The 25356-nt window shown below is 55.2% G+C and carries 20 protein-coding genes and 2 pseudogenes; 13 read left to right on the forward strand and 9 right to left on the reverse strand.

The genetic code is table 11. The annotated features are described in order from the left end of the window. Positions 1-192 precede the first annotated feature (192 nt). The 3 genes and pseudogenes from C484_RS00535 to C484_RS00545 all read right to left on the reverse strand — a co-directional run bounded on the left by C484_RS00535 (position 193) and on the right by C484_RS00545 (position 3334). Positions 193-1395 (reverse strand): IS4 family transposase, encoded by a 1203-nt coding sequence (locus C484_RS00535; protein WP_049914935.1) that lies wholly within the window; start codon positions 1393-1395, stop codon positions 193-195. Positions 1396-1449: 54 nt separating this feature from the next. After that, a pseudogene (locus tag C484_RS00540) lies at positions 1450-1959 on the reverse strand (IS6 family transposase); the annotation flags it as partial. A 211-nt stretch (positions 1960-2170) separates the two neighbouring features. Further along, the gene (locus tag C484_RS00545; RefSeq protein WP_239640887.1) at positions 2171-3334 is read right to left on the reverse strand and encodes a CBM35 domain-containing protein; all 1164 of its coding nucleotides are present in this window, start codon (positions 3332-3334) and stop codon (positions 2171-2173) included. Between the two features lie 692 nt (positions 3335-4026). Here C484_RS00545 and C484_RS24820 point away from each other — a divergent pair. Both C484_RS24820 and C484_RS24515 read left to right on the forward strand, forming a co-directional pair. After that, positions 4027-4452: a mannonate dehydratase gene (locus tag C484_RS24820; RefSeq protein ID WP_394295288.1), complete on the forward strand. Its 426-nt coding sequence runs from the start codon at positions 4027-4029 to the stop codon at positions 4450-4452. Then, a complete protein-coding gene (locus tag C484_RS24515) occupies positions 4367-4825 on the forward strand; it encodes a mannonate dehydratase (protein ID WP_394295289.1) in 459 nt (152 codons plus the stop codon). Before C484_RS24820 ends, C484_RS24515 begins: the two co-directional genes overlap by 86 nt. Here the strand turns inward: C484_RS24515 and C484_RS00555 are convergent. The 4 genes from C484_RS00555 to C484_RS00570 all read right to left on the reverse strand — a co-directional run bounded on the left by C484_RS00555 (position 4822) and on the right by C484_RS00570 (position 10329). Next, positions 4822-7341, reverse strand: coding sequence for a beta-mannosidase (locus C484_RS00555; RefSeq protein WP_006824031.1), 2520 nt, complete (start codon positions 7339-7341; stop codon positions 4822-4824). The genes C484_RS24515 and C484_RS00555 overlap by 4 nt on opposite strands. A 144-nt stretch (positions 7342-7485) precedes the next feature. Beyond that, positions 7486-7944 carry a universal stress protein gene (locus tag C484_RS00560; protein ID WP_083867255.1) on the reverse strand — a complete coding sequence of 153 codons (459 nt, stop codon included), beginning with the start codon at positions 7942-7944 and terminating at the stop codon, positions 7486-7488. A 419-nt stretch (positions 7945-8363) separates the two neighbouring features. Beyond that, positions 8364-9158 (reverse strand): IclR family transcriptional regulator, encoded by a 795-nt coding sequence (locus C484_RS00565; protein WP_006824033.1) that lies wholly within the window; start codon positions 9156-9158, stop codon positions 8364-8366. 97 nt (positions 9159-9255) lie between these two features. After that, a complete protein-coding gene (locus C484_RS00570) occupies positions 9256-10329 on the reverse strand; it encodes a Gfo/Idh/MocA family protein (protein ID WP_006824034.1) in 1074 nt (357 codons plus the stop codon). Between the two features lie 495 nt (positions 10330-10824). Here C484_RS00570 and C484_RS00575 point away from each other — a divergent pair, with 495 nt between their 5' ends. The 6 genes from C484_RS00575 (at position 10825) to C484_RS00600 (ending at position 17137) form a co-directional block, all read left to right on the forward strand. After that, positions 10825-12585 carry an ABC transporter substrate-binding protein gene (locus tag C484_RS00575; protein WP_239640888.1) on the forward strand — a complete coding sequence of 587 codons (1761 nt, stop codon included), beginning with the start codon at positions 10825-10827 and terminating at the stop codon, positions 12583-12585. A gap of 68 nt (positions 12586-12653) precedes the next feature. Continuing rightward, entirely contained in the window at positions 12654-13652 is a 999-nt protein-coding gene (locus C484_RS00580; RefSeq protein ID WP_006824036.1) for an ABC transporter permease, read from the forward strand. Next, entirely contained in the window at positions 13639-14667 is a 1029-nt protein-coding gene (locus C484_RS00585; protein ID WP_006824037.1) for an ABC transporter permease, read from the forward strand. The genes C484_RS00580 and C484_RS00585 overlap by 14 nt, the downstream gene beginning before the upstream one ends. Then, positions 14667-15740: an ABC transporter ATP-binding protein gene (locus C484_RS24730; protein WP_006824038.1), complete on the forward strand. Its 1074-nt coding sequence runs from the start codon at positions 14667-14669 to the stop codon at positions 15738-15740. The genes C484_RS00585 and C484_RS24730 overlap by 1 nt, the downstream gene beginning before the upstream one ends. Further along, positions 15737-16783, forward strand: a complete 1047-nt coding sequence (locus tag C484_RS24735; protein WP_006667472.1) for an ABC transporter ATP-binding protein — start codon at positions 15737-15739, stop codon at positions 16781-16783. The genes C484_RS24730 and C484_RS24735 overlap by 4 nt, the downstream gene beginning before the upstream one ends. A 120-nt stretch (positions 16784-16903) precedes the next feature. Further along, positions 16904-17137 carry a hypothetical protein gene (locus C484_RS00600; RefSeq protein ID WP_006667471.1) on the forward strand — a complete coding sequence of 78 codons (234 nt, stop codon included), beginning with the start codon at positions 16904-16906 and terminating at the stop codon, positions 17135-17137. Between the two features lie 101 nt (positions 17138-17238). Here C484_RS00600 and C484_RS00605 read toward each other — a convergent pair whose 3' ends face one another. Next, positions 17239-17970, reverse strand: coding sequence for a sugar phosphate isomerase/epimerase family protein (locus tag C484_RS00605; protein WP_006824039.1), 732 nt, complete (start codon positions 17968-17970; stop codon positions 17239-17241). 183 nt (positions 17971-18153) lie between these two features. Here C484_RS00605 and C484_RS00610 point away from each other — a divergent pair, with 183 nt between their 5' ends. After that, the gene (locus tag C484_RS00610) at positions 18154-19191 is read left to right on the forward strand and encodes an SGNH/GDSL hydrolase family protein (protein ID WP_006824040.1); all 1038 of its coding nucleotides are present in this window, start codon (positions 18154-18156) and stop codon (positions 19189-19191) included. A 19-nt stretch (positions 19192-19210) separates the two neighbouring features. Here C484_RS00610 and C484_RS00615 read toward each other — a convergent pair whose 3' ends face one another. Next, positions 19211-20320 (reverse strand): Gfo/Idh/MocA family protein, encoded by a 1110-nt coding sequence (locus tag C484_RS00615; protein ID WP_006824041.1) that lies wholly within the window; start codon positions 20318-20320, stop codon positions 19211-19213. Positions 20321-20480: 160 nt separating this feature from the next. Here C484_RS00615 and C484_RS00620 point away from each other — a divergent pair, with 160 nt between their 5' ends. The 4 genes and pseudogenes from C484_RS00620 to C484_RS00635 form a co-directional block, all read left to right on the forward strand. Beyond that, the gene (locus C484_RS00620; RefSeq protein WP_006824042.1) at positions 20481-21743 is read left to right on the forward strand and encodes an AGE family epimerase/isomerase; all 1263 of its coding nucleotides are present in this window, start codon (positions 20481-20483) and stop codon (positions 21741-21743) included. A 688-nt stretch (positions 21744-22431) separates the two neighbouring features. Further along, a pseudogene (locus C484_RS24060) lies at positions 22432-23247 on the forward strand (glycoside hydrolase family 27 protein); the annotation flags it as partial. 63 nt (positions 23248-23310) lie between these two features. Further along, complete coding sequence (locus tag C484_RS24740; protein ID WP_338041823.1) at positions 23311-23919, forward strand: NEW3 domain-containing protein; 609 nt, start codon at positions 23311-23313, stop codon at positions 23917-23919. An 881-nt stretch (positions 23920-24800) separates the two neighbouring features. Beyond that, positions 24801-25356: SDR family NAD(P)-dependent oxidoreductase (locus C484_RS00635; RefSeq protein ID WP_006824045.1), on the forward strand; the 556-nt coding region annotated here is incomplete at its 3' end.

Here is a 25356-nt window from a genome sequence, read left to right on the forward strand (position 1 = left end):
GACGTGATAAGGTTACCGAGCAAGCAACAACGCAAGAGACTATGGTCTGTCAGATCGCAAAGCAGTTCAAAGGGACGAAGACGTAATCTACCAGCCGCAATCGTCCAGACTCAGCCTCAATAGCTTGGTAATCACCTGTCTGGAGAGTGCCGCCGCTCCTGCGGCGGCGCTCTCACGGCGTTATCAGATGATTCACCCGTACACGGGAAGCGACTTGTTCCAGCGTGTACGAATGAGACGGACTGCTTCCGGCACGCCACCCCGAAGTGGGTGGCAGTGCCGGAACCACTCGACCAGCACGTAACCAATCAGCGTACAGAACAACTCGAACAACACGCCGTTTACCGATTGTGAATGGAAGTTCTCGATGTTCGTATACTGCTTTAGCTCACGAAACAGAATCTCGATTAACGTCCGAAGCGTGTAGATGTTCATCACGTCCACAGGATCGTACTTCTCCGGAGATAGCGTCGTTAGATACGCTATCTCCTCTCCATCCACGTCCTCAAATACGATCCGCCGAAACGTTTCGCTGGTCTCGGCCAGTTCAATCAAGTCGTCGCGTACGTGTCGTGTCCCTGCTTCGTCAGTGATGTCGATGTCCTGGATTCGCTCCAGGACATCGACCCGAGAATCTGACTGCAACAAACACACGAAGTCCTCTTCACGCTCTTTCAGCGCACAGAAACGGTCATAGTCGAGATAGCCACGGTCGAACACGCGAATTGGCGAGTCGAGGTCTGCGAAGACCTCGACATCGCCTTGGAGATGGTCGAACTGAGTTGGTTCGCGTGTTTCGCCCGCTGTGACAGACACGCCAAGAGGCTGCTTGGCGTGTCCGTCCACACGTGCAGCGAAGTTGAATTTGAGGCCACGGTCACCTGGCTTAATCTCATCAATGACTTCGCTGTCATGCAGTTCACTTGGAACAGCGACCGACCTAGTGAGAGCGAGATTTGTTCCGTCGAGAGCGACAACTGCTCGATCGAGCCATTCGAGCCGCTTGCGCTGAACACTGCGTTGGTGATACAGCTGGGGCGAATGGAGTAGCTCGAAGAAGAGACGAACGACCGCGCGGTAGTCGCGGTCGTTCGTTCGCCGGGAGAACGTTGATGCAGCCATTTCCTCGAGCTGATCATGTGTGGCTGTTTTCTCGGCAAGTTCAGCGAGCGAGTCAGACGGATTGATGCCCTCGAAGACGCCGACCTTGAGATGGTTCTCAAAGTCGTGCTTGTTCGTGTAGGTGCCGATATCGAACTGCTCGGCGATGAACTCGCTGTCGACTTCGTCGAGCAGCGAGTAAAATTCGCTTGCAGTCGTGGCTGACTGACAACTCCCTCCGCTGAGATTCTGGTCAGAAGAACGCTGTGTCAGGGTATGAACCGTTTCGGTCATCAGGCCGAACATGACGGCCTGACATCGGATTTAAATACTCGAAACGGGACAGTTTTCGATGAGGTTTCGGTCGGTGTAGTTGACCCGACCGCTCAGTCCGACTCGAGCGAGGGCAGTCCGATAGCCAAATTGATCGACGAGAAACTCAGTCTCGGAGAGGTCGTGTTTCTCGCGAAATTTCTGCAGAAACGCAGGCGCCGGATCAGTGCCATGTCGACTAAACAATGCAACGTCAAGAATCACCTTTGTCTCAATGTCTATTGCAGCGTATAGCCAAGACCACTCGCCGTTGATCTTGACAGCAGTTTCGTCGACAGCGACCCGCGACGGCGATGCCGTCGGCGGGTCGCGTTCGCTGTCAGCCAGCCGATGAACCCAGTTCCAGACCGCTCCGTGAGAGCGTTCAACGTCTAATTCAGCGAGAATCGTTGTTGTCTCCCGAAGCGAACAACCGATCTGATGGAGGCGGACGGCGAACGCCCTGCCAGGCGTCGCCGTCCGCTCGTTCTCCCAAGATTCTTCTAAATCCATCTCATAGCTCTCGCTGAGCAGGTCTGCGAGCATCAACCAACTCAACAGTACGACCTGCTCACTTCTCAAACTGGCTCAACTAGACAGTGCCTCTAATTCGTGTTCTAGGCCCGACCGGCAATCACAAGCAAAATACTACTCGGCAAGATTTTCCCTAGTTCGATAGCTGAGATCGTTTCTTTTGAAATCAAAAGCCTACGATCTCTCCACGTCGTGTTATTCGGATACTCAACGAGTTCTGTTTTCACTCGACGATGATTGCGTCGATATCGTAGTACCCCCACCCTTTCTCTATCGTGATCTCGTTGTACCCCTCGACGAACTGGTATGTTCCTGCGTCCGTCTGTTGAAACGAGGTCGAGTACGGGAGCAGCGCTTGTCCAACGGACTGGCTGTTAATGTACAGATTGCACTCCTTGTCGTCATAGGGAGCAGCGTACCGAATTTTGACGGTTCGTTCGCCGCTGGTCACCGCATCGAAGTTCACCGTGACGGAGTCGCCTGAACTGTCAAAGCCCGTAACGTATGCGTCGCCCCAGTAGTCCGTCCGACTCGTTGCCGTCGAAACACCATCGAGCGAATAATACTCGGCGTTCAGGTACTGAGTCGTTGTCCCCCTTCCTCCTCCGTCACCAGAACCCCCGCCGCTCAGCTTATTGTACACGGTGTCAAAATACGAAGTCTTTGAGTAGGATGTTGCACTGCAATCGTCGCCCCAGAACGGCGAAATCATGTTCATGGGGTCGGACTCGCCGTCACCGTTCCAAGCCCAACCGAGTACTGGCCAGCCCAGTTCCTTCGCATGATCGACGACTGCTGACCAATCCGTCCGGTCGTCCGGTCCAAGCGGGCCGAACTCTCCGACCAGACACGGATAGGGTTGGTTCGAGTTCAGATAGTCGAGGGGAGATTTCTTCAGCGGCTCTCCCGCGTACTCGTTCCATGCCTTCGCGTACACGTGAACAGAGAACGCAATGTTGTCGTCACCGATGTAATCGACGCTGTCAGCAGCAATCTGTGGTTCCTGCCCGTATCCGGGTACGTCACAGATCACGGTTCCGTCGTAGTTGCTGTCGCGCAGTTTACTGAGAGCGCTATCGTACGCACTGCCGTACTCAGATACTGATACCTCATGTGTCCCCCACTCGTTGTGGAGATTGATCGTGAATGAGGAGTTCTGCGAAAGGTAGTCGTAATTTTCCACCCACCAGTTCGCTGCATCTTGCAAGTCCTGTGGGTCCCCAGATCCGTTTGACGGCCAGTGGTGATAGGTCGCGATGACCTGGTATCCATTGGCGTTCGCCTCATCGATCCACCGCCGGATGTCTGAGAGAGTCGCGCTTGTCTCACCGCCAGTCGGTGGTTCGATTTCGATGCGGACGGTTTCGATATCAGGATATTCGTTCATTAGATCCCATCCCAGATCCTGCTCGCCGCTGCAGTAGTAGGCGGGTTGGAGATTAACACCGTCGCCGAACGACGCTCCAGTCGCAGTTGTCGTCGAACTACTCGCCAGTACGCCAATACCCATCGTAGTCCCTATCGCAGAGGACTTGAGTACGTCACGTCGTTTGTACATTTCCAGACTCCGACCAATAATGGAAGAACAATATTATTGAATCTTTGTGTTAAACTCAGTTCCTGAGGAGTCCCAAAGCCAGCCGCTGTCGGTACTTTCGCAAAATCCATCTATCCAGTTGACACGCTATTACGGTGTAGAGCCACTAACAGAAACACACGGACCGAAAATCGACCGAAGAACATCCTGCTGGGGGTAGAGTTGTGCGAGTTCATGCCACGGGACAATATGGTTCTGAGCCATCGAAAAACGGATAGTGGCAAAGCGGAACAGAAGGCCAGTCCCGAGGACGGCGGCCACGATCAGCACACGAACTCAGCTAGCAGTCGAACGCATTTCTGCCGGAGATTTCATGTGCAACTCGCTCTCGTTCTCCCACCGATACCCGATGAACGATGGGAGAAAGCAAAGCAAATCGGGTCGACCACGCCGTGTATCACTCGCTCGAACTCGGCGACGGTCGGTGATCGTCAGAAGACGACGAACTGCTCCGCATCGTCAACAGGTCTCGTGACCACGGGATCGAACCCGCCGCGTTCGAGAGAAGCCTCCTGCTAATCGATACTACGCGCCTTGCGAAGGACGGTCGAGACGACGAAATCGACGAGTTTTGCCAATTGCTGCGGAATCTCGGTGAACTCGATATCGATGTCGTGTATTACGACTGGATGGCAGGACTACGGTGGGTTCGGACCTCCGTCACGGCGCCAAGCAGAGGTGATTCACTCACCACCTCGTACAGCGACGACCAGATGCGACGCAGACCTGCCTGCCACAGCACGCTCGACGACGGCCGACGAACGCTTGGCAAATCTGGACTACTTCCTCGAGCGTGTCGTTCCGGTCGCCGAGGAAGCGGGCATCAAACTTGGACTGCACCCCGACGATTCTCTCACCAGAGACGGTCGCGGGATGCCGCGCATTATCAACTCTCCGGGGGCGTATGAGTGCGTTCTCGATATTGCCGACTCGCAGTACAACGGTATCACGTTCTGCCACGGTAACTTCTCGGCGATGGATGTCGACGTGCCGGCGACGATCCGCCGGTTTACTGACCGAATCAACTTCGTCCACTTCCGCGATGTTGCAGGCACTCCCGACAACTTCACCGAGACGTGGCACGACGACGGGCCAACTGACATGGCTGCCGCGATCGAGGCGTACCGTGACATCGGGTTCGATGAATCGGGACGATTGTACGACCGTTATCGGAGCAGCAGTCGTCTACGTTGGGCCGATCGAGAACGACTCGCTTCGGTCGTCGAAGGTTCCATCGGGGTGGACTTGGTTCGGGCTCGTCCCCAAGGTGCTGTTCGTTAGTACGTTTTTCGGAGATGGGTCAACGACAGAGTTTGGGTGAGTTTCTGTTCAAGATCGTCGGATGACTCCGTTGCGTCGAACGCGACCGTTCGCTCCTCATTGGGCCGCAGGTGAAAGTAGTTGTCTGAGAATCGGCCGGCGATCGGAACGTCAAGCGTGACGAACAGCGCGGCAGCGTCCGTCTCAATCGTCACCTCGTTCTCGTTGATGGAGGTGGCGAGGTTCGGTTCTGGAAGGTCAAGTTGCTTGTACTCCTCAAAGAACTCGAACGCTGGATATGTCTCGTCGCTCCCGTCGAATGTGACACTGAGGAACGCTTCTTCTCGAGGAATACCGTCGATCAACTGATCTGCATCGATAGTTGCCACGCAATCGCTTCCGAGCCCTTCGACAGAGACGCTCTCGTCGACCTTGCCAACGAGTTCTCCGTCGAAAGAAGAGGCCTCGATGGTGACTGTCCCGGTGAGGGGATCGCGTTCGTCGTTCGTAAGCCAGATTTCGACACCATCGTCACCCGTGGTCGTGGTTGTCGAGAGGAGGACCGGCGCGTAGATGCGACGGCTGATATGCTGGAGCGCCTTCCAATCGCCGCCGTATTCGATGGACGACCACGACGCACAGGGCCAGAGGTCGTTCAACTGCCAGTACAACGTGCCCATGCAATTTGGCTTTAGTCGCCGCCAGTGTTCGATAGCAACTTTCATTGCGAGAGCTTGCTGCACCTGGCTGAGGTAGACGAAGTCCTCAAAACTAAACGGGATACGGAACGATGAGGCCATTCGTTGGAGTATCGTTCGATTGCCGTCCTCGTTTCGCTGGTGATGCTCCATCAACGGCGCGGTCGGGTTAAGCTCCTCGTCCGGGAGCACGGCTGAGAGAGCGTCAACCGAGGGGAACGACTGGTATCCGAACTCCGAGACGAACCGCGGTTCGACCGTTTCGTACTCGTCGAAGTCCGCGCCATCGTGCCAGACATTCCAGTAATGGATATCGCCTTTATCCGTCTGATAGGGATCTTGCATCCCGGTCCCACTCGACGGCGATCCCGGCCAGTACGTTCGGGTCGCGTCCTCCTCGGTGACGGCATCGCCGATCACGTCGTAAAACAGCGTCTCGTAGTTCCGCTTTAACTGTTCCAGTTCGTCGGCATCATCGAACCAGCTTTCGAGGCCCATTTCGACCTCGTTGTTTCCACACCAGAGCGCGATCGACGGATGGTCCGCTAACCGGCGAACCTGATACCGGACTTCTGCCTCGACGGACTCCAGATACGTTTCGTCGCTGGGATACAGTGCACAGGCGAACATGAAGTCCTGCCAGACGAGCAGTCCGCGTTCGTCACAGGCCTCGTAGAAACCGTCGCGCTCGTAGTACCCGCCGCCCCAGACGCGAATCATATTCATGTTGGCGTCGGCGGCGCTGTCCAGTAACGAATCGTATCGATCGCGCGTGACCCGCCCATACAGTGCGTCGGACGGAATCCAGTTGGCTCCCTTTGCGAACACCGGTACTCCGTTGACCTCGAACTGGAACGACTTGCCGCCACCCTCCCGATCCGGTTCGCGAACGAGTTCAAGCTCTCGGAATCCGAGGCGGGTAGTGGTTTCATGTGAGGGGGCGTCCGTCGTTACACCGCCGTCGGCTGTCATCGTGTCCATGTCATCCGGTACCAGTTCGGGGTCTGCGTCGATAGCGACGGTGAGATCGTATAACGGCTGGTCGCCGTACCCGTTCGGCCACCAGAGATCGGGGTCGGGAACGTTGAAAGAGATCGGTACCTCGGTGTGCCCCTCGGGTACATCGACGACTTCGCGTGTCGCCGCACCTGCAACCTCGGCAGTGAGCATCACTTCGTCGTCGGACGGGGCATCGAGACCGACGGTCACGTCGAGGTCAACTCCCTCGACATCGTGATCTTGTGCGGTCTTCGTGTACTCGATTCGCGGTTCGGAGTACGCCAAGAGTTCAATATCTCGCCAGATACCGACCGTCGGAAGACACGGCCCCCAGTCCCAGCCGTAGTGGCACTGGGCTTTCCGGATGAAGTTTCGCCCCGGCTGGTCGATCGGATACCGAAGTGTTGGGACCCGGTATTCGTGGTTCGTCGAGCGGCGAGTGCTGTACTCGATAGGCGAATCGAACGCGATCGCTATCTGATTCTCTCCTGGAGTGAGGACGTCGTCGACATCGAACTCGTATTTGCGGTGCATGTTAGCGGCTTCACCCACGATCTCACCGTTGATACGTACCGTCGCGACGGTGTCGAGGCCTGCACAGCGCAAGCGTATACGATCCTCGTCGAGGAAGTCATCGTCCAGTGTCACGGTGCGCCGATAGACCCAGTCGGATTTCCCAACCCACTGAAGGTCGAGTTCGTTGTCAGCGTAGTACGGATCGGGGATTTCACCTGCATTGAAGAGGTCCGTGTAGACTCCGCCGGGAACCGATGCATCGAACCAGCGATCGGTCTCCGACTGATGGAACTTCCAACTACCGTTGAGCGACTCTACCCGCATACCCTGACTGTATCAGCAGAGCATAATAACGCTATCGGTCCCTATAATGGGTTCACGGCGCTTTTCTCGTGAATAATCGATGGGAGAAGCGGGAGTGGGTTTCTATGGCACACGTATCCGACGAGACGGTACTGATCTAGTCGGTTAGTCAAGGGCCACTGTCACAGGGCCGGGGAACTCGAGAAGGAGTTGCTGTGTCCGATCTCCGAAGATTGCTTTACCGGTTGGGGAGCGCTGGTTCCCGCACGTGAACAGGTGGTCGCATTCGGTTTTCCGGGTGGTTTGGAGGACTGTCTCGACGTATTCGTCTTCCGACGCGACACTGACCCGGTACGTAATTTCCAAGTCCGTGTCGTCAATACTATCAGCGACTATTGACTGAACGGAACGCCGCTCAGCATCGAGGACGTTGCTCTCATCGTAGTGGGTGTCTTCAATGTCGCCGATCGCTTCGAGAGTTTCGACGTCCGCTGCAAATGACTCCGGGCGAATAACGGACAAGACGACCAATCCACAATCGCTACCGCGAGCAGTCGCAGCCGCTTCAGCAAGTAGTTTGTGACCCATCTCGGTATCGTCTGCAATGACTAGTCCACGTTGCATACGCGGACCCACGGACTTATTCTACAAGAATCTACTGTCGCGACCGGAGAGGCTGTGATCGAAGGCAACAGCGCAATTGTTTGATAGACGGAAACAAAAATGGATCATCTCTACTATCCGATTGGTGAACAGCTCGAAGGGTCACTGATACACGCAAATTGGTTCTGAGACGCTTTGATGAACTACTTGAACCGTGGCCGGTCCAGACGGAACTGCCACGAGCTGCTTTTCACCTCGTTCTTTGTTCACGATCATCAAACAAATTGGTCTTGCCATCGCGGTTGTTCGATGGATGTTGCGATATGACTCAAACGAGACACGGTGCAGTAGGTGGGTTTGTACTCACACGTACACAGTGGGAGTGGATTACAATTGTACTTTTGTAATCCCCCAGTTCCTTAAACGGGACTCCGACGGCCTTAGAGAACGTCCGTCCACTCCGAATACGTAGTGTTGATTTCGACGACACCAGCGACGTTCTGGAGTTGATTCGGTATGTCAGTACGGAATCGTTCTTCGTTCATTCGGTCGATCGGTGCGGAGACGCTGAGCGCGCCGAACAGTTCTCTTTCTTCGGTGCTGATAGCGGAGGCTACGCATCGATACCCCTCATATCGTTCCTCATCGTCAAACGCCACTCCTCGGTCTTGGATTTTGTCAAGTTCCCCTCGTAGCTTGTCGGCGTCAGTGATCGTATTTTCGGTGTACGGAGTGATGGAGACCGAATCGAGGTACGAATCAAGTTCCTCGTCCGAGAGTTCAGCGAGGAATACTTTGCCGGCCGCAGTGCAGTAGAGTGCCTCGATACTACCCACGTGCGTTATCGGTTCCGTAACGCGGTTGCCAGTCGCCTGATAGAGCGTAATGCCGGACCCGTTCCGTTCGACGATGAGGCGCGCCTGTTCGCCGGTTTCCTGTGCGAGTTTATCGACATCATCCTTTCCGAGATGATACAGTTGCTCGCGCTCGCGGACCTGACCGCCGAGCGTGAGAAACCGCAGACTGAGCTGATACTCCCCGTCGACTTTCTCGAGATAATCGTGTTTGACCAGCGTCGTCACGTAGTGATGGACCGTACTTTTGGAGCGATCGAGTTCGTTCGCTATCTCCGTGACACCCGCCCGTTCCTTTCGGCGAATGACTTCGACGACAGCCAGTGCTGACTCGACAGACTGGATCGTCTTTCCGCGACCCCCTGGGGTTTCCTCTGGCATACTCGCTACCAATATCTACGGATAGTTAAACATGCGCACCTGCAGATTAGGAGCGGATCCGATGTGAAATCGGCGGTAGGGTAACGAGTACGGAACGTTACTGACTCGCTCGGTAGATCCGGTCGATGGCACGCTGCACATCGAGCGCCTGTTCTACGTTCGTCATCTTCGGCCGCTTGCCGGATTGGACCGCATCAAGAAACGTCTCCAACTCGTCCCGGTACGGATCGTTTGACGAGACGATAATTTCGCTGTTGACGAAATGGTTACGGCGTCCAGATCGCGCCTCGTACAGTTGGAGGTCGTTTCGCTGATCGATATCCGGTTCGACTTCCTGGAGCGTGTTCGTAATATCGATTGTCATGCCCGCTTCTGTACCCCGAAGCCGATAACTGTGCGTTGAGGCCATATTTGCTGCCCACGCGACTTGGATATTCGCGGTCATACCGGAGTCGAACTCACAGAACGCTGTTACGGAGTCTTCGACATCGTACATCTTGCCGCGGTCGTCTTCGCCCCACATGTGCAGGTACGTGTAGTCATCGTGCTGGCCGAAGTCCGACCGTGACGCTGCCATTGCGTCGGTGATCGTCGGCCAGTCTGTCCAGAAGAGAAGCAAGTCGAGGACGTGTGCGCCGACATCGATTAATGCACCACCGCCAGCGATGTCTTGTGATGTGTACCACGTACCCCGCCCAGGAACACCGCGCCGTCGAATGAACTGGGCGTCAATGTGCGTAATCTCGCCCAGATATCCGTCTTCGACGTACGATTTGACAACCTGACATGCGTTCCGGTAGCGGTGGTGAAAGCCGACCATGCAGACATTACCGGTTCGGTTCGCCGCGTCGGCGATACGCTCTGCGCTTGCTAACGTGTGTGCAAGTGGCTTCTCGAGAAGAACATTGTGATCTGCTTCAAGTGCATCGACCGCCGCCGTTTCGTGGAACTTGTTCGGCGTCGAGATAATGACGGCATCTAAATCTTTCGCATATAGTTCGTCGAGACTCTCGAAGGTCGTTGCGTTGTACCGTTCCCGAAATTCCCGCCGCGCTGTCGTGTTGGCATCTACTCCGTACACTTTGTGTCCGAGTTCTCTGAGCCGCTCCACATGATTCGTCCCGTGTGCTCCGAGTCCGACGATGCCGACCGTCAGTGCCGTGGATTCCATGTTATATCCACCCACACTCAGTCGGTAAATCAATTGTGGTTGCTGGATTTCTCTCATCGTTGCTCCTCTGCCATATTCTCGATTTCTGACGGGCATACGACTGTAAACCAATCGTCTGACGTCATCAGACGTTTCACTTGGTCAAACATCGACGACATCGACAGTACTCGATGCGAGACAACCAGTAGACCGATCAGAGGGGGAGAGTAAATGAGCTATCATAGTACACAGGTTTTGCGGCATTGTCTAATGCGGTCTATCGACGAAGCGTTTGACACTGTGAAACAAAACCACTGTTCGAATTGATAGAAACAGCCTGGCTGCGGGCAACCGAATGTTGTCCGCTCTCTGTCCACCGAACTGCTATCGTGGCCTTGATCACCGTAGTCAGCGCGCGTTCAAACATCGGATAGCTGTTCCGTGTTCTCAATATGTATAAATAACGAATGATATGCCAGGCTTTATAACCCCTGACTTACACTCACATGATGGACAATGGCGGACAATAATCGTAATTATCACAGCCACATCGATCGCCGGGCATTCCTCGGAGTTGCCGGCGCGTCGGGTGCAGTTGCGTTTGCGGGCTGTATGGGCGGCAATGCGACTGATGGCACCCATATTAGCTACACGAACCAGGTGCCGACGAAGATTCAGTACAATCCGAATAATCCAACGAGCTATTCGCAGTACTCACACTACCTCCTCTTCGATCGATTTGCGAACTACAACTTTGCAAAGGGCGAGTTCGTTCCGTATCTCATCCAGAATTGGGAACTCGTCGACGAGACGTTCGAGATGACCGTCCGTGACGGTGTTACCTGGGAGGACGGGGACGATGTCACGGCCGAAGACGTCGCGACGCAGCTACGCATCGCAATGCTGAGCGGGGGGCCGATTGACGAGTTCACAGACAGTATCGAGACGACGGACGACCGAACCGTCGTGCTCAATCTCAGCGGCGATGTTAATCCGCAGATCGTCGAGTTCGAGACGCTCGGACAGCGGTTTATGACCCTGAAGGAGAGCGAATTCGGGGAGTACGTCGACCAGTTCGAAGACGATCCTGAGCAGGCCCAAAGCGATATCCAGGGATATGCCTATCAAGATGTCATTGCCAACGGGCCGTTCACGATTGCAGAGCGGAGCAATCAACAGATTCTCCTCGAAAAACGGGGGGACCATCCCGATGCGGACAATATCAACTTCGACCGGATAGCGTTTCGCTACCTCGACGGCAATACGGCCGTCCACCAATCGATCAACGCGAACGAACTCGACTCGGTGATGGTGTTTGCGCCGCCGAACGTCGTGAGCGATTTCCCCGACCATATCCAGATGGAGACGATTCCGGGGAACGTCGGGTACGGACTAGTCCCGCAACACGATCACGAACATGCCGGAGACAGGGCAGTTCGCCGGGCGATCGCGCACGTACTAGATCGGGAGACCATTGTCAAGAACGTCGGTGAGACGTTGAAGAAGGCGCCGCCGCTGCCCGTTGGAATTCCCGCCGACGATCAGGAGCGCTGGCTCGGCGACGCCTACGACTCGTTCGAGGACTACGGCGTGAACGAACGACAGACCGACGAGGCAGAACAGCTCCTTGGAGATACAGGATATTCGAAAGACGGCGATACATGGGTCGACAGTAGCGGGGCCGTCGTTGAACTACCTATCGTTGTTCCGTCCGGGTGGTCCGACTGGGTCACTGCAACGGAAACCGTCGTCGATCAACTCAACGACTTCGGGTTCGAGTCCGAGGTCGACTCACGGAACTTCAGTGCGCTAAACGGGACGGTGTGGCCAAACGGAGACTTTGTTCTCTCGGCCGGCGGGTGGCTTCCGGGCGGCGGACGTGCGTCCTTCCCGTACTTTTCCCTTCATCACCAACTCGTAGAACACTATCGCGGGTTCACGTACAACTATACGCCCGCTAATGAAAACCGGGGTGGGACCAACGGCGACGTTACCGTTCCATCCCGAACCGGCTCGGGATCGATGACGATCAATCCGAGTGATCGACTACAGGAACTGTCTGATACATCTGATGAGGAGATAACTCGCGAGATCTCGATCGAACAGGCGTGGGTGACCAATGTGGATCTGCCCGTAATCCCCGTTATGGAAAAACAAGAACAGGCGTTTCTCGCTACCGATGAGTGGTCCGTTCCTGAACAAGGTGCTGATGTCTCACAGGTTCGGTGGCCACATCTGTGGCTCATCCGGCAGGGAGAACTGCAGTATACCGGATAACGCCGCAGCACAACGCACGTAGACACACCATCAAAAAACCTATAACACAGAACTACACAAACCACTCCATGAACAACTATTATATTAAACGAACCGGGCGTGCAGTCCTCACCTTGTGGGTGACTGTGACGCTCACGTTCGGGTTGATCCGGGCGATTCCCGGCGGCCCCCTAGAAATGCTTCGGGCGCGATTAGTCCGACAGGGAGTCGATCCGTCACGAATCGACGCGATTATTCAATCACGACAACAGGAAAGTCAACCGATCTACGTCGAGTATTACGAGTACATGTCGTCGCTCCTGTCCGGAAATCTGGGGGAGTCGTTCTACTTCAGAGAGCCGGTCTCTGATATCATCATTGATGCGCTTCCGTGGACGGTCTTCGTCATGGTGATGGCGACGATAATCCTGTTCGCTATCGCCGTTGTCTGGGGTGCACTCATCGCGTACAAGGAGGGATCCACGTTCGATACGGCCTCGAGCGGTCTCTCGATCTTGTTGTCATCAGTTCCCTTCTATGTGCTCGGAATCCTCTTTGTGGTCGTGTTCTCCTACAAGTTTGGTGTATTCCCGGCCCGATACCGGACGAGTCCGGGTGTCTCTCCCGAGTTATCGTTCCTATTCATCCAGGACGCGTTATACCATGCGGCGCTCCCAATCGCATCGGTCGTGATCACTCAGGTTGGCCTGCAGACGCTCGCAATGCGCGGTAACAGCATTCAGGTTCTCGGCGAGGATTTCGTGAGGGTCGCACGACTGCGAGGGCTCTCGGATCGCCGGATCGCGACACGCTACGTCGGACGGAACGCTATTTTGCCGATGTACACCGGTTTCCTGACGCTTATCGGATTCAATCTCGGTGGATCAGTGATCCTCGAAGAGATATTCACCTACACCGGGATCGGATACTATATGTTCGAAGCGCTCATCAACCGAGATTATCCGCTCATGATGGGAATCTTCCTCGTCATCACGACAGCACTCGTACTGTCGGTGTATATAGCTGACTTGACATATGGGCTCATCGATCCCCGGGTCAAATCGGGTGATTCCAATGAAGCATACTGAATCCGATACTGGATCGGAACGAGAGTTCTCGTTCGGCGCCGCCCAGTCCGAAGTCGAGGTTACAACGGCGGATCGACTCCGCGAGTTCTATCGCGAGTTCATCTACAAACCGGGACTGGTCGCGTGGGAAGACCGGCGGACGCGAATCGGCGCGATCATCATGGGTGTCTACGTCTTCATCGGCACCATCGGCGCGTGGCTCTATCGCGAACCGAGTACGAATCAATCGCCACGTAGCCTGCGACCGTTCGAGACCCTGGAGGCCCCGCTCGGTACGACAGGGTCCGGGCAGGACGTTCTCGCGATGGTGATTCATGCAACACCCGAGATGCTTATCATGATTCTGTCCGGCGGCATCTTCGCGACCGGGCTCGCCGTCTTGATCGGGACGGTCGCCGGCTACAAAGGAGGGACGACGGATCGCGTCCTGACGACGTTCTCCGACGTGATGATGTCGATCCCCGGACTCCCGCTCATCATGGTACTGGCGGTCGTGGTGTCTCCGGAGCGTGCCGCCGTGATCGGCATCCTCATCACGATCAACTACTGGGCGGGGCTTGCTCGCTCCATTCGTTCGCAGGTGCTAGCGATCCGGGAACACTCCTACGTCGAAGCGTCGCGGACGATGAACGTGAGTACGCCACGGATCCTGCTCAAGGACATCATTCCGAACATGATGCCGTACGTGCTCGTCAACTTCGCTAACGCCGCACGGTACGTCGTCTTCGCGTCCGTCGGGCTGTACTACCTGGGTATCCTCCCGACGTCAGTGGCGAACTGGGGGATTCAACTGGATAACGCCTACAGTCAGGCTGGTGCGCTCAGCGGCGGCGGCACGATGTACCAGCTGGTCGTGCCGATGATTGCGATTATGTTTCTCGCACTCGGTCTCATCCTGCTCGCGCAGGGGATGGATCGAGTCTTCAATCCGCGCGTTCGGACCCGCCTCGCCGGAGAGTCAGGATCGGAGACGGACGACGAAGACACTGCTGCGCCCACCGAGGTGATGACCTGATGGCGATCGACCAGACGACCGACAGACGGGTGTACAGCGCCGACGATCCGATCATCGAGATCCGCAACGCGGCCGTGACCTACGACGAGGGCAGGTCGTACGTCCTCGATCACGTGTCCCTCGAACTCGAACGCGGTGAGATACTGGGCGTCGTCGGTGAAAGCGGCTCCGGAAAATCGATGCTCGCTTCCTCATTGCTCGATGCGGTCCCCTCCCCCGGACACCTAACAGGAGAAATAACGTATCGTCCCGACGGGGAGGCACCGATCAACCTTCTGGAACTCGAGAAAGCCGACCGTCGCTCGCTGCGCTGGGAAGACATCTCGATGGTATTCCAGGGAGCGATGAACTCGTTCAACCCGACGCTGGACCTCCGAACACACTTCGAGGAAACGCTACGGGCCCACGACGCCGATATCAAGAAGGGTCTCGGACGGGCCGAGGAACTGCTTGAAGATCTGTATCTCGAACCCGACCGCATTCTCGACTCCTATCCCCACGAACTCTCCGGTGGCATGCAACAGCGCGCCCTGATCGCGCTCAGCCTAGTCCTTGACCCCGACGTGCTGGTGATGGACGAACCGACGGCGGCGCTCGATCTCCTGATGCAGCGGTCCATTCTGTTATTGCTCTCGGACTTACAGGAGAAGTACAACCTGACGATGGTATTCATTACACACGACTTGCCGCTCGTTGCTGCATTGGCAGACCGAATGGCAATCATGTACGCGTTTCGGCTCGTTGAAATAGGAGACACGCGAGACATCGTCGAGAACGCAGCTCACCCGTACACGCGTGCGCTTCTCAACTCGACGCCGAATCTCGATGCACCGCTATCGGAAATGCAGCCAATCGACGGCCAGAGTCCCGCTCCGATCAACATGCCCACCGGTTGTGCGTACCACCCACGGTGTCCGCTCGCGACCGAGGAGTGTCGGACCGAGGTGCCGGATTATCACGAGGTTGAAACAGATCACGGCTCGGCTTGCTACCACTGGCAAGCATCGTACGACGAAGTCCCGCTCCTCCACGAGAACTCGCCTGGTGACACTACAGGAGGTGTAGATGAATGAGCGACAATCCGCTCATCTCCCTCGAAGACATCGAGGTACACTTCACCAACGAGAATCTGCTGAATTTCGACGAACCGGAGACGGTCCATGCGGTCGACGGCGTCTCGCTCGATATCGAAGAGAACGATATCGTCTCGCTCGTCGGAGAGAGTGGCTGTGGAAAGACGACGCTCGGAAAGACGGCAATTGGACTCCAGCGGCCTACCGGCGGATCGGTAACGTACCGAGGCGAGGATATCTGGGCCGTTCGCGACGGCACCGCAACAACCGAGACGGAGTGGGAAGATATCCGCACGTCGCTCCAGATCATCCACCAGGATCCCGGCGCATCGCTCAACCCCAATCGACGGATCGTTTCGATCCTCTCCGAGCCGTTGCGTCAGGTCAATCCCGAACTCAGCCGTTCGGAGAAGCGAAGCCGAATCTATTCGCTGTTAGAGCGCGTTGGGATGAATCCTCCCCAAGACTTCGCGGAGCGATACCCTCACCAGCTATCGGGCGGCGAACAACAGCGTGTCGCGCTGTGTCGCGCACTGTTGATGAACCCCGACGTTATCCTCGCTGACGAGGCGATCAGCGCCCTGGATGTCTCCCTGCGGGTCGAAATGATGGACCTCATGCTCGACCTGCAAGACGAGTTCGATACCTCCTACATTTTCATCTCACACGACCTTTCGAACGCACGGTATTTCTCCGGACACGGCGGCGGGAAAATCGGCGTGATGTATCTCGGTGAACTCGTCGAGGTCGGGCCTGCCGAGGACATGATCAACGACCCACAACACCCCTACACGAACGTATTACGCTGGGCGACGCCCGACCTAGCACTGCGCGGAACTGGCGAGCCACCCATGCGGAAGATCGACGTCCCCGATCCGGTGGATCCACCAAGTGGCTGTCGGTTCCACACGCGCTGTCCGAAAGCAACCGAGGCCTGCCGTCAGGAAACTCCATCCGACTACCAACACGGGGAGCAGACGGTCGCCTGTTTCCGCGAAGACGAGAACCACGAGTACTGGGACAGCCCCGAACTCACTGACTAATTTCGAACTGTCCCCTCTTTCCTCGCTATTACGCTGTCTGTCTGGGAGTGAGTATCCGTTCATCGAATGACCAGGACACGGTGAAAAAGCTTATTCAGGTAACGGACGCAGGTAACTCACATGTCTTGGAAGGGATCGTTTTGGGCGCTCGTCCGTGACTACCAGACGCAATTAGGGATGCTCTGGCTATTCCTCGTATTCATGCTGGTGCTTACGGTTATCACGCTTCTATTCGGCGAGCGTGGCACCGAGTCGTACACGCTCGCGGTGATTAACCTCGCAATTGTACTGGGCTTCGGGTCGATAGTTAGTGCTGTGTTCTGGATGAGTATCCGCCACGGGAGATCTCATTGAACTGAACTGAGACAAAGATCGTTACGGCTGTTCGATCCAGCAAGTCGCTTTGTGGTGACTGTTAACAGGCGTCTCTCGAGAAGGTAGTTTCCGTCTCGACACTACCAGTATTCGGTAACGATGTCCGCGGCGTGGTCGAGCGTTTCATAGGAATCAGGCCGTTCTTCGGCCTCGTAGACGAGCCACTCGAAGTCCAGATCTCTAACCAACTCCACGGTTGCCTCGATGTCCAAATCACCCTCACCGACCTCGACCGTCTCGCCCGCAGCGGCGTCGTAATCTTTCAGATGTACGAGATCGATCCGATCGGCATGTGTTTCGAGGAACGAAAGTGGCTCGTAGCCCGCTGCGCCGGCCCACCCAAGATCCAGTTGAAGACCCACATCGTCCGTCGTATCGAGCAGGTACTCCAGCGCGGGACCGCCGTCTAGTTCGATGAACTCCTGATCATGATTGTGATAGTGTAGATCGAGTCCGTAGTTCGCCAGTAACGTGGCGGCATCCGCGAGTCGTCCGGCCGTTTCCGTGACGGCCTCTCGAGAGGCGAAGTGCTCTGGATCGAGCCACGGGACGGCGACGGACTCACAGCCGAGATCACGATACGTCTCAGAGATGCCTTCTGCGTCAGCTTCGATTTCGTTGAGACCAACATGAGCGCCTGCTGGGGCTACCTCACTTTGATCCAGCGCAGCATCCACCGACGTGACATCAGCATCGTCGAGACCAGCGAACTCGACGCCTTCGAACCCCGTTTCGCCGACGCGTTCGATTACGGTCGGGAGCGACTCATCGACTGCGTGTAAGCTATACAGCTGGAATCCGATCGACGTCATATTCCTTGGATACCGATGATGGCACTGTAAGTGTGCACCAATAGTCAAAGGTTGCCCCTTCCATCCCCGAGGTGCCGCTATTGTGAACTCCCGTCCGAGGGAATTCCGATACAGCGTTTCCCTGAGCAAAAAACGCGTCCGCTAGAATTATCTAAATAACCACCTAATCGGATGCCTACCCATATGATCGATGACGAGTATCCATCCGTCAGCCTCCACAACGTCACAGCCACGACGACTGCTAACTGGACGGACGACGGATGTCAGCTTTGCCGCGTGTCGGAGTCGGTCACCGCTGACGTCAACGTCACGGCACGCGATCGGTACCGCCATCCAGCAGGGTGTGAACTCCGATTCGTCCCTGTGGATAGTGAAGCAACGGTGTCAGTCACACTTTCAGCGGCATCCGAAACCGTCGTTCGCCCGTTCTGGGGTGCGTTTCAAGGGCCCGAGGCGTATGAACTCGGTCCGGTTCCCAGGACGCTTGAACTTTCGATGCCAGACAACATCGATCGTCTTGAGTCGGACGTTGCTGTGATGGGCGCGTTCGGTCCTCGCGTGTGTCGACTCCGGTTCGACGCATGGGCGCCGGTCGCAGTCCACGACATCTCGGGTCCATGTCGACCGCCGGACGAGACCGAACTACCGTCGCTCCAGTATCTGGCGTACGGCACGTCAATCACCGAGGGTGCATCGGCGACAGGCTGTCACCTTACGTACGTCTCGCAAGTTGCGCGCGAACTGAATGTCGACGCGTTGAATCTCGGTGTCGCCGGATCAGCGTTCTGTGAACCAGCAATTGCCGAACACGTTGCAGATCGTGACGACTGGGACGTTGCCACGCTAGCACTATCTATCAACATGGTGAATAGAGGTTTCACGGTCGAGCAGTTCAGGAAACGTGTGACGGAGTTCGTGAATACCATTGCGGCGGCGACGTCCGGTCGTCCGATCGCCTGTGTCACCCTCTTTCCTTATTACGTCGATGCACTCCGAGACACCGACACTAAGCGGGCTGAAGATTTTCGAGCAGTCGTTCGACAAACGGTCGAGAGAGCCCCCAACAACGTGATGCTGATTGACGGTCCAGATGTTGCGGACGTAACTGGACTAACCACCGATCTGCTTCACCCCGGTGACGCCGGGATGAGGTCGATCGCGAGCGGAATCGCAGCGAAATTAGCAACAGCGTCAGGGAGCCGAGAACCGCGAACCCCCTGACCGAATAGTAGCCGGTCACCTAGTTATCATCGACTGCTGGTGATGACAGAGAGAGTGCACCAGAATTGACCATGGACTCCAGTGGATTGTCCGTAACGTCAAGCGGAAGATCGACGCGGCCACGGCGGCGGACAGATTCGTAGCCTGCAAACAGTATCTCGGCCGTGGTCAGACCGGTTCGCGCGCTGATACACGGTTCTTCCCCGCTCTCTACCCCGTCGACGACTGCGTTGACCGCTCGGTCGTGAAACTGTGATCCGTAGCAGTCGTCGGCTTCGTCGTTCGTTGCGTGCATTGTCTCACCGTTCACGTCAACCGCTCGTCGATCCCCATTACAGTCAAGTTCAAGCATTGGGCCGTCCGTCTTGTCGATGCGGATGGTTCCTCCTGTCCCTCGGAGTACCATCGCGGCGTCGATGAAATCACCGCCTTCACCGGTCGAGACGACACCGTAGACGCCGTTCTCGTACCGCCACTGCGCCCACATCTGATTTTCCTGGTGAGCACCAAACCGAAGATCCTCCTCACGGTAATCGAGTCCGGCGAGTACCCATTCGGCAGCCCGGTCGTCGTTATACATTCCGGCGAGGTCGACCGTGTGAGCGCCGGTATCGAAGAAGTCGCCCCATCCAATCTCGATTCTCCGGAGTGAACCGATCTTTCCGTCGTCGAGCAGCCGTTTGGCTTCGGTGAATAGTCGACCGAACCGACGCTGGCGGTTCAGCGTCAGCTGTACGTCGTGACGCCAACACTCCTGAGCCATCTGTCGGGCGTCCGCCCACACGTTCGCCATGGGCTTTTCACAGTGGATAGCGTCAACGACGCCGCTTTTGGCACATCCCACGACGATGTCTCTGTGTATCGCCGGCGGAACTGCGACGCTCACGATATCCGGTTTGAGCGCCGAAAGCATCTCCTCATATTCCTCAAAGGCGTTCTCGGCCGGCAATCCGAACGTGTCGGCGAACGCGAGACGGTTCTCTTCGACGATGTCCGCGCAACCAACGAGTTCACAACGGGTGTCGGATTCGAACGCTTCGCCGTGTCGATAGCCCATCGCAAACCCATCCACGGTCGGGTTGTTCGGGTCGGGACCCGTTCCGATAACTGCGACTGTGTAACTACTCATGTACGTCACTCATTGGTGGAACACCCCATAGTATATGTATTTCCCTCCTGTTTCGCGTTTTGAGTCTCGGCGAACGGATCACCGACCGGTTATCATCCGTTTAGCAGGGTAATCCGCTACCGGTATTATTATCCACCACGTAGACAATGGTCTATCCGTAATGCCAGACGTGGCCACCCTTAAAGACGAGTATCTCTCATCACTTGAGCAAACGCTGACGAACAACGTCCTCGATTTTTGGTTTCCTCGCAGCATCGACGAGGAACACGGGGGTTTTATAACCAGTTACGATGAGGACGGTGAATTCGCAGGAAACAGCAACAAGCAAGTTGTCACACAGGCACGCATGGTCTGGTTGACAGCGCGGCTCGCCCGCGAAGGGTACGGCGACGAGTATTACGAAATCGCCGATCACGGATTTGCGTTTCTGATCGATGAGATGTGGGACGAAGCCGATGGCGGCTTCGTATGGGAAGTCCAACGCGACGGAACGACGACCAAACCAAACAAACACCTGTACGGACAGTCGTTCGGCCTCTACGCGCTCTCCGAATACTACCGCGCAACCGGGAGCGACGAGGCGGCGGAGTACGCGCATGAACTCGTCGACCTGATGGACGAACACACCAAAGACGACGAACACGGAGGGTATGTTGAGTACTTCACGCCCCACTGGGAGCCTATTACGGAGGGTCAGACGTACCTCGAAAACATCGAACCGGACTGGTCACCCAAAGAGTCGGGCGACAGCGTCCTCGATCCAACGCTGAAGCTGATGAACACGCACCTCCACCTCATGGAGGCATTTACGACCTATTATGAGGCGTTCGACACTAGTCGCGGGCGCGATCGCTTGCACGAACTGCTTGACATCCTCACCAACACGGTCTACCGGAAGAAGCGCGGTTTCTGTACGGACAAGTACGATCCAGATTGGTCCCCGAAACTCGACGATGAGGAGTTCCAGGTCGTTTCGTATGGACATGATCTAGAGAACGTCTGGCTCGTCATGGAGGCTACTTCCGCGCTCGGTCTCCCACAGAACCTGTACCGCGAGTTCTTCGAGACGCTATGGGACTACTCGCTCGAATACGGATATGACGAGGATCGCGGTGGATTCTACTTCTACGGTGGCTTTGACGAACCAGCGAGCTTTCGCGTCAAAGCCTGGTGGGTGCAGGCCGAGTGCATGACTAGTGCCCTACGAACCTACGAGTGTACTGGCGATGATCGGTATCTCGATGTCTTTGCCGACACATGGGAGTTCCTTGATGAGTATCAGATCGACCGCAAAGATGGCGAGTGGCATTCTGGCGTTGACGACGATCTCGATCCCGTCGGCCGCAAAGGCGCAGTCTACAAGGCGGCGTACCACAACGGCCGTGCGCTGCTCGAGTGTATTGCGACACTAAAACGCCTCTGAAGGAAGAGGCGATTGTGAGTTTCAGTTGCAGGAAACAGGTCGAAGTCGATTATGAGAAAACGTGGGCATGTGCCGCGATTGTAACGAGATCGGAGCTCCCTGATCGAAATCAGCTTGTTCAGTAGCCACGAGACAGACTTCGCGGTGTTGATGAGAGTGTGACTCTCGTGCAACCCATCAGAATCCGAACACATTAGGAGGATAGCATTCTTCCAACGGCTCAATGAAAACCACGAGATCCAATAGAGTGATTCCTCATCATTCTGGCGTCTATTTCATCTCCTTTGACCCCGTCAGATGTTAGTACAAGCACGATCGACTGAATCAAGTGTTAGCACCAAACACCGACCGAAGAGATGCTGACTAAGCAGTTCCCACATCAGCGAATTATTGTATGAATCCTTACCCTAGTCTTAAGTAATTAGATGTTATTGGTGATTTCGAGTGGTTACAAACACTCAAATGAAGTGATGAAAGCATGAACGAGGAAGACATAGAGGATGCTAACAATAGAGTAAAGCAAGTTGATGACAATAACTCAATTCTACCACCGATAACACGACGGTCCACGATGAAAGGGGCAGCAGCAACTGGAGCGAGTAGTTTTTTCGCGAGTTCAATGGCTACAGCCGCTGACAACACCAATCAAAGCGAGAGTTCAGACAGGACCTTGGTGGATACTCCCCCGATGGGATGGAACAGTTGGAACACGTTCTACTGTGATATTGATGCGGGATTGATCAAAGACACCGCTGATGCGATGGTTGAAAATGGGATGAAAGAAGTGGGCTACGAGTATATATGTATTGACGATTGCTGGATGGCATCCGAACGCGACGTGAATGGTAATCTTCAGCCGGATCCTGAGACATTTCCGAATGGAATCGATGCTGTTGCTGATTACGTTCACAAGAGGGGACTAAAACTCGGGATCTATCAGTCAGCAGGGACGACAACCTGTGAAGGTCTTCCCGGCAGCCTCGGTTACGAAGAAAAGGATGCACAGTCGTTCGCTGACTGGGGAGTTGATTACCTTAAATACGATAATTGCGGAGAACATTATGGTCTATCGGCAATTGAGCGCTATACGCGAATGCACAAGGCGCTTGAAGCCACCGATCGGGATATCCTTCTCAGTATCTGTGAATGGGGAGATAACGATCCTTAGATGTGGGCCCCAGAGGCAGGTGGCAACCTTTGGCGAACAACTGGTGATATTAAACCGCTCTGGAGCGCCAAGGAGAATCTATGGGGAAACGGCATTATCGACATCATTGATCAGAACGAACCGCTTGCTGAGTACGCTGGTCCCGGTCACTGGAATGATCCAGATATGCTTGTGGTCGGCGTAGATCTTCCAGAGTATCCAAACCTAACCGAAGCGGAGGACCGAACACACTTTGGCATGTGGGCGATGATGGCTGCGCCGCTCATAGCTGGTAATGACATTCGAAATATGTCTGAGGAAACTCGCAATATTCTAACTAATGATGAACTGATCGAAATCAACCAAGATCCAGCAGGTAATCAAGCCATCCGAATTCAACGGACCACTGGTCAGGATGGTCTGTCGCGCTCAGTCTGGGCGAAAAAACTCGCAAACGGTGATCGAGCAGTAGGATTATTGAATCGTAGTGACAGGAGAACAACAATAACGACCAGTGCTCAAGAGGTCGGACTTGATGAAGCGTCATGCTACGCTGCTCGCAATCTCTGGAACGGCACTAACTGGCAGACTGCGGGTCTAATTGGTGCAACGGTTCCACCACATGGTCTCGCAGTATTCCGTGTCAGTGGAGGCAACTCGGATAATAACAAACCACTCGCAATATTGTCACTTAGTGCGGATGAGGAGACCGTTGCGCCAGGTGAGTCTCTCTCCCAAACAGTTCGATTCACTAATTATTCATCGATAGCTGTCAATAATGTACGTATTGTCTTTAATTTGCCGGATGAATGGAAATCCGAATCTACCTCGACAACATTCAACGATATTGCAGCCGGACCAGCAGTTTTGGGTGCATCTGATTCTCAAAACGATGCCAAAACTGAGTGGATGGTCCGTCCTCCAAGAGATGCAATGCCCCAGGAATACGAACTTGGGGTCACCGCAGAATACGCAGATAGAATGTCTATTGAGGAATCATTCACTGTAAACATCGAATATCAATCATAAGTGGCTATGTGAATCGATCAAGCTTGTAGTAACCAACAGACTAGTTCATATCACCTGGCGTATAACTAGCAGGAAGTTAGTTATCATGTTGGGAAACGCACCGAATTTTATCAAGTCCTCTTTGTCAAGGCCCTTGCATTCGGCACTGGTGAATCACCATGCTGCGTCGAGTTTGGATGTCATTGTGAAAACGATCAACCGCCTCATTATCACCGAATTCGTCGAGGTTGTAGTCGGAATTTTCCAGAGTAACATTTTGACCGGCGTAGTTCCTCACCGAAGGTTGCCGCAGCCTAGTGATTCGCCAGACCCCTGTATTTTCATCCATGAGATGTTGTGAGTCAATCAACTTCACAGTGGGCATATGATCAGCATTCCTCTCGGATGCTTATATTATGGAGTTGAGCCCTATCTCGACCTTGCCGAGACAGTCCCCAGCGACGCATTCAACAATATCGATGAAAGCCGTTGTACTGTATTTGAGCTCTACATCCAGAACCCATTCTGAATTGGATGGGTAGTATTCACCAGGTCTTGTTTGATTCAGCAAGACTTCAACGAGTCCAACACTTTATCACTCGCTCGAGCAACCGTGCAATTTATGTTAGCATCCTCTAGGGAGACGACAGCTTACGCAAAACGTACGATTCGAGATCCGGTGTTCCAGTTTCGAATGCATCGACAACGAGAAGCTTTCAGTGTACTCGTTCGTCGTAATACCGGTATTACTGGTACTGGTCGGGGGCTTACGTTGGTGTTTTCGCTGACGATTGACTGTTTATCGACGGGTACGCCCGATAGCCATCAAAACCGCAAGCCCGCGACGATGATTACATATCAACCTTCTATTTGAACCCGATACCGCCCGTCTTTCTAGCCACATGAGCGGGGAATCTGACACACACAACAGTATCGAACCACCTGAGCTCACCGCCGATTTGATCCATCACATCGATGATCCGCGGTTTACCAGTGAGAACGTGGCGATCGTGACTGGCGCAGCGTCGGGTATCGGTCGTGCGACGGCGCTCGTCTTGGCGGCAAATGGCTTGACAACGATCGCAACCGATGTTGACGAGAATGGTCTCCACGAGACGGCCGAGAAAGCGGGCGGCCTCGCAGTCAAAGACGACCTCGAGACGGTCGCCTGTGATCTGACTGACGACACCGAGATCGAGGCACTCGTCGAGATGGCCGCCGATGCGGGACAGCTTCGATACGTCGCGAATATCGCTGGCCTACAGCACATCTCGCCGATCGCGGCGTTCCCGATGGAGATGTTCGACTCGCTCTACCAGGTGATGCTCCGCGCGCCGATGTATCTCACGAAACTGGCGCTTCCACACATCCGCGAGGCCGAAGATGGCGTCGGTGCCATCGCCAACATGGCGTCCGTCCACGGCCACTACGTGACCCGCGATAAGGTCGCATACAACA

It is taken from the genome of Natrialba taiwanensis DSM 12281, from assembly GCF_000337595.1.
GTDB classification, from domain to species: domain Archaea; phylum Halobacteriota; class Halobacteria; order Halobacteriales; family Natrialbaceae; genus Natrialba; species Natrialba taiwanensis.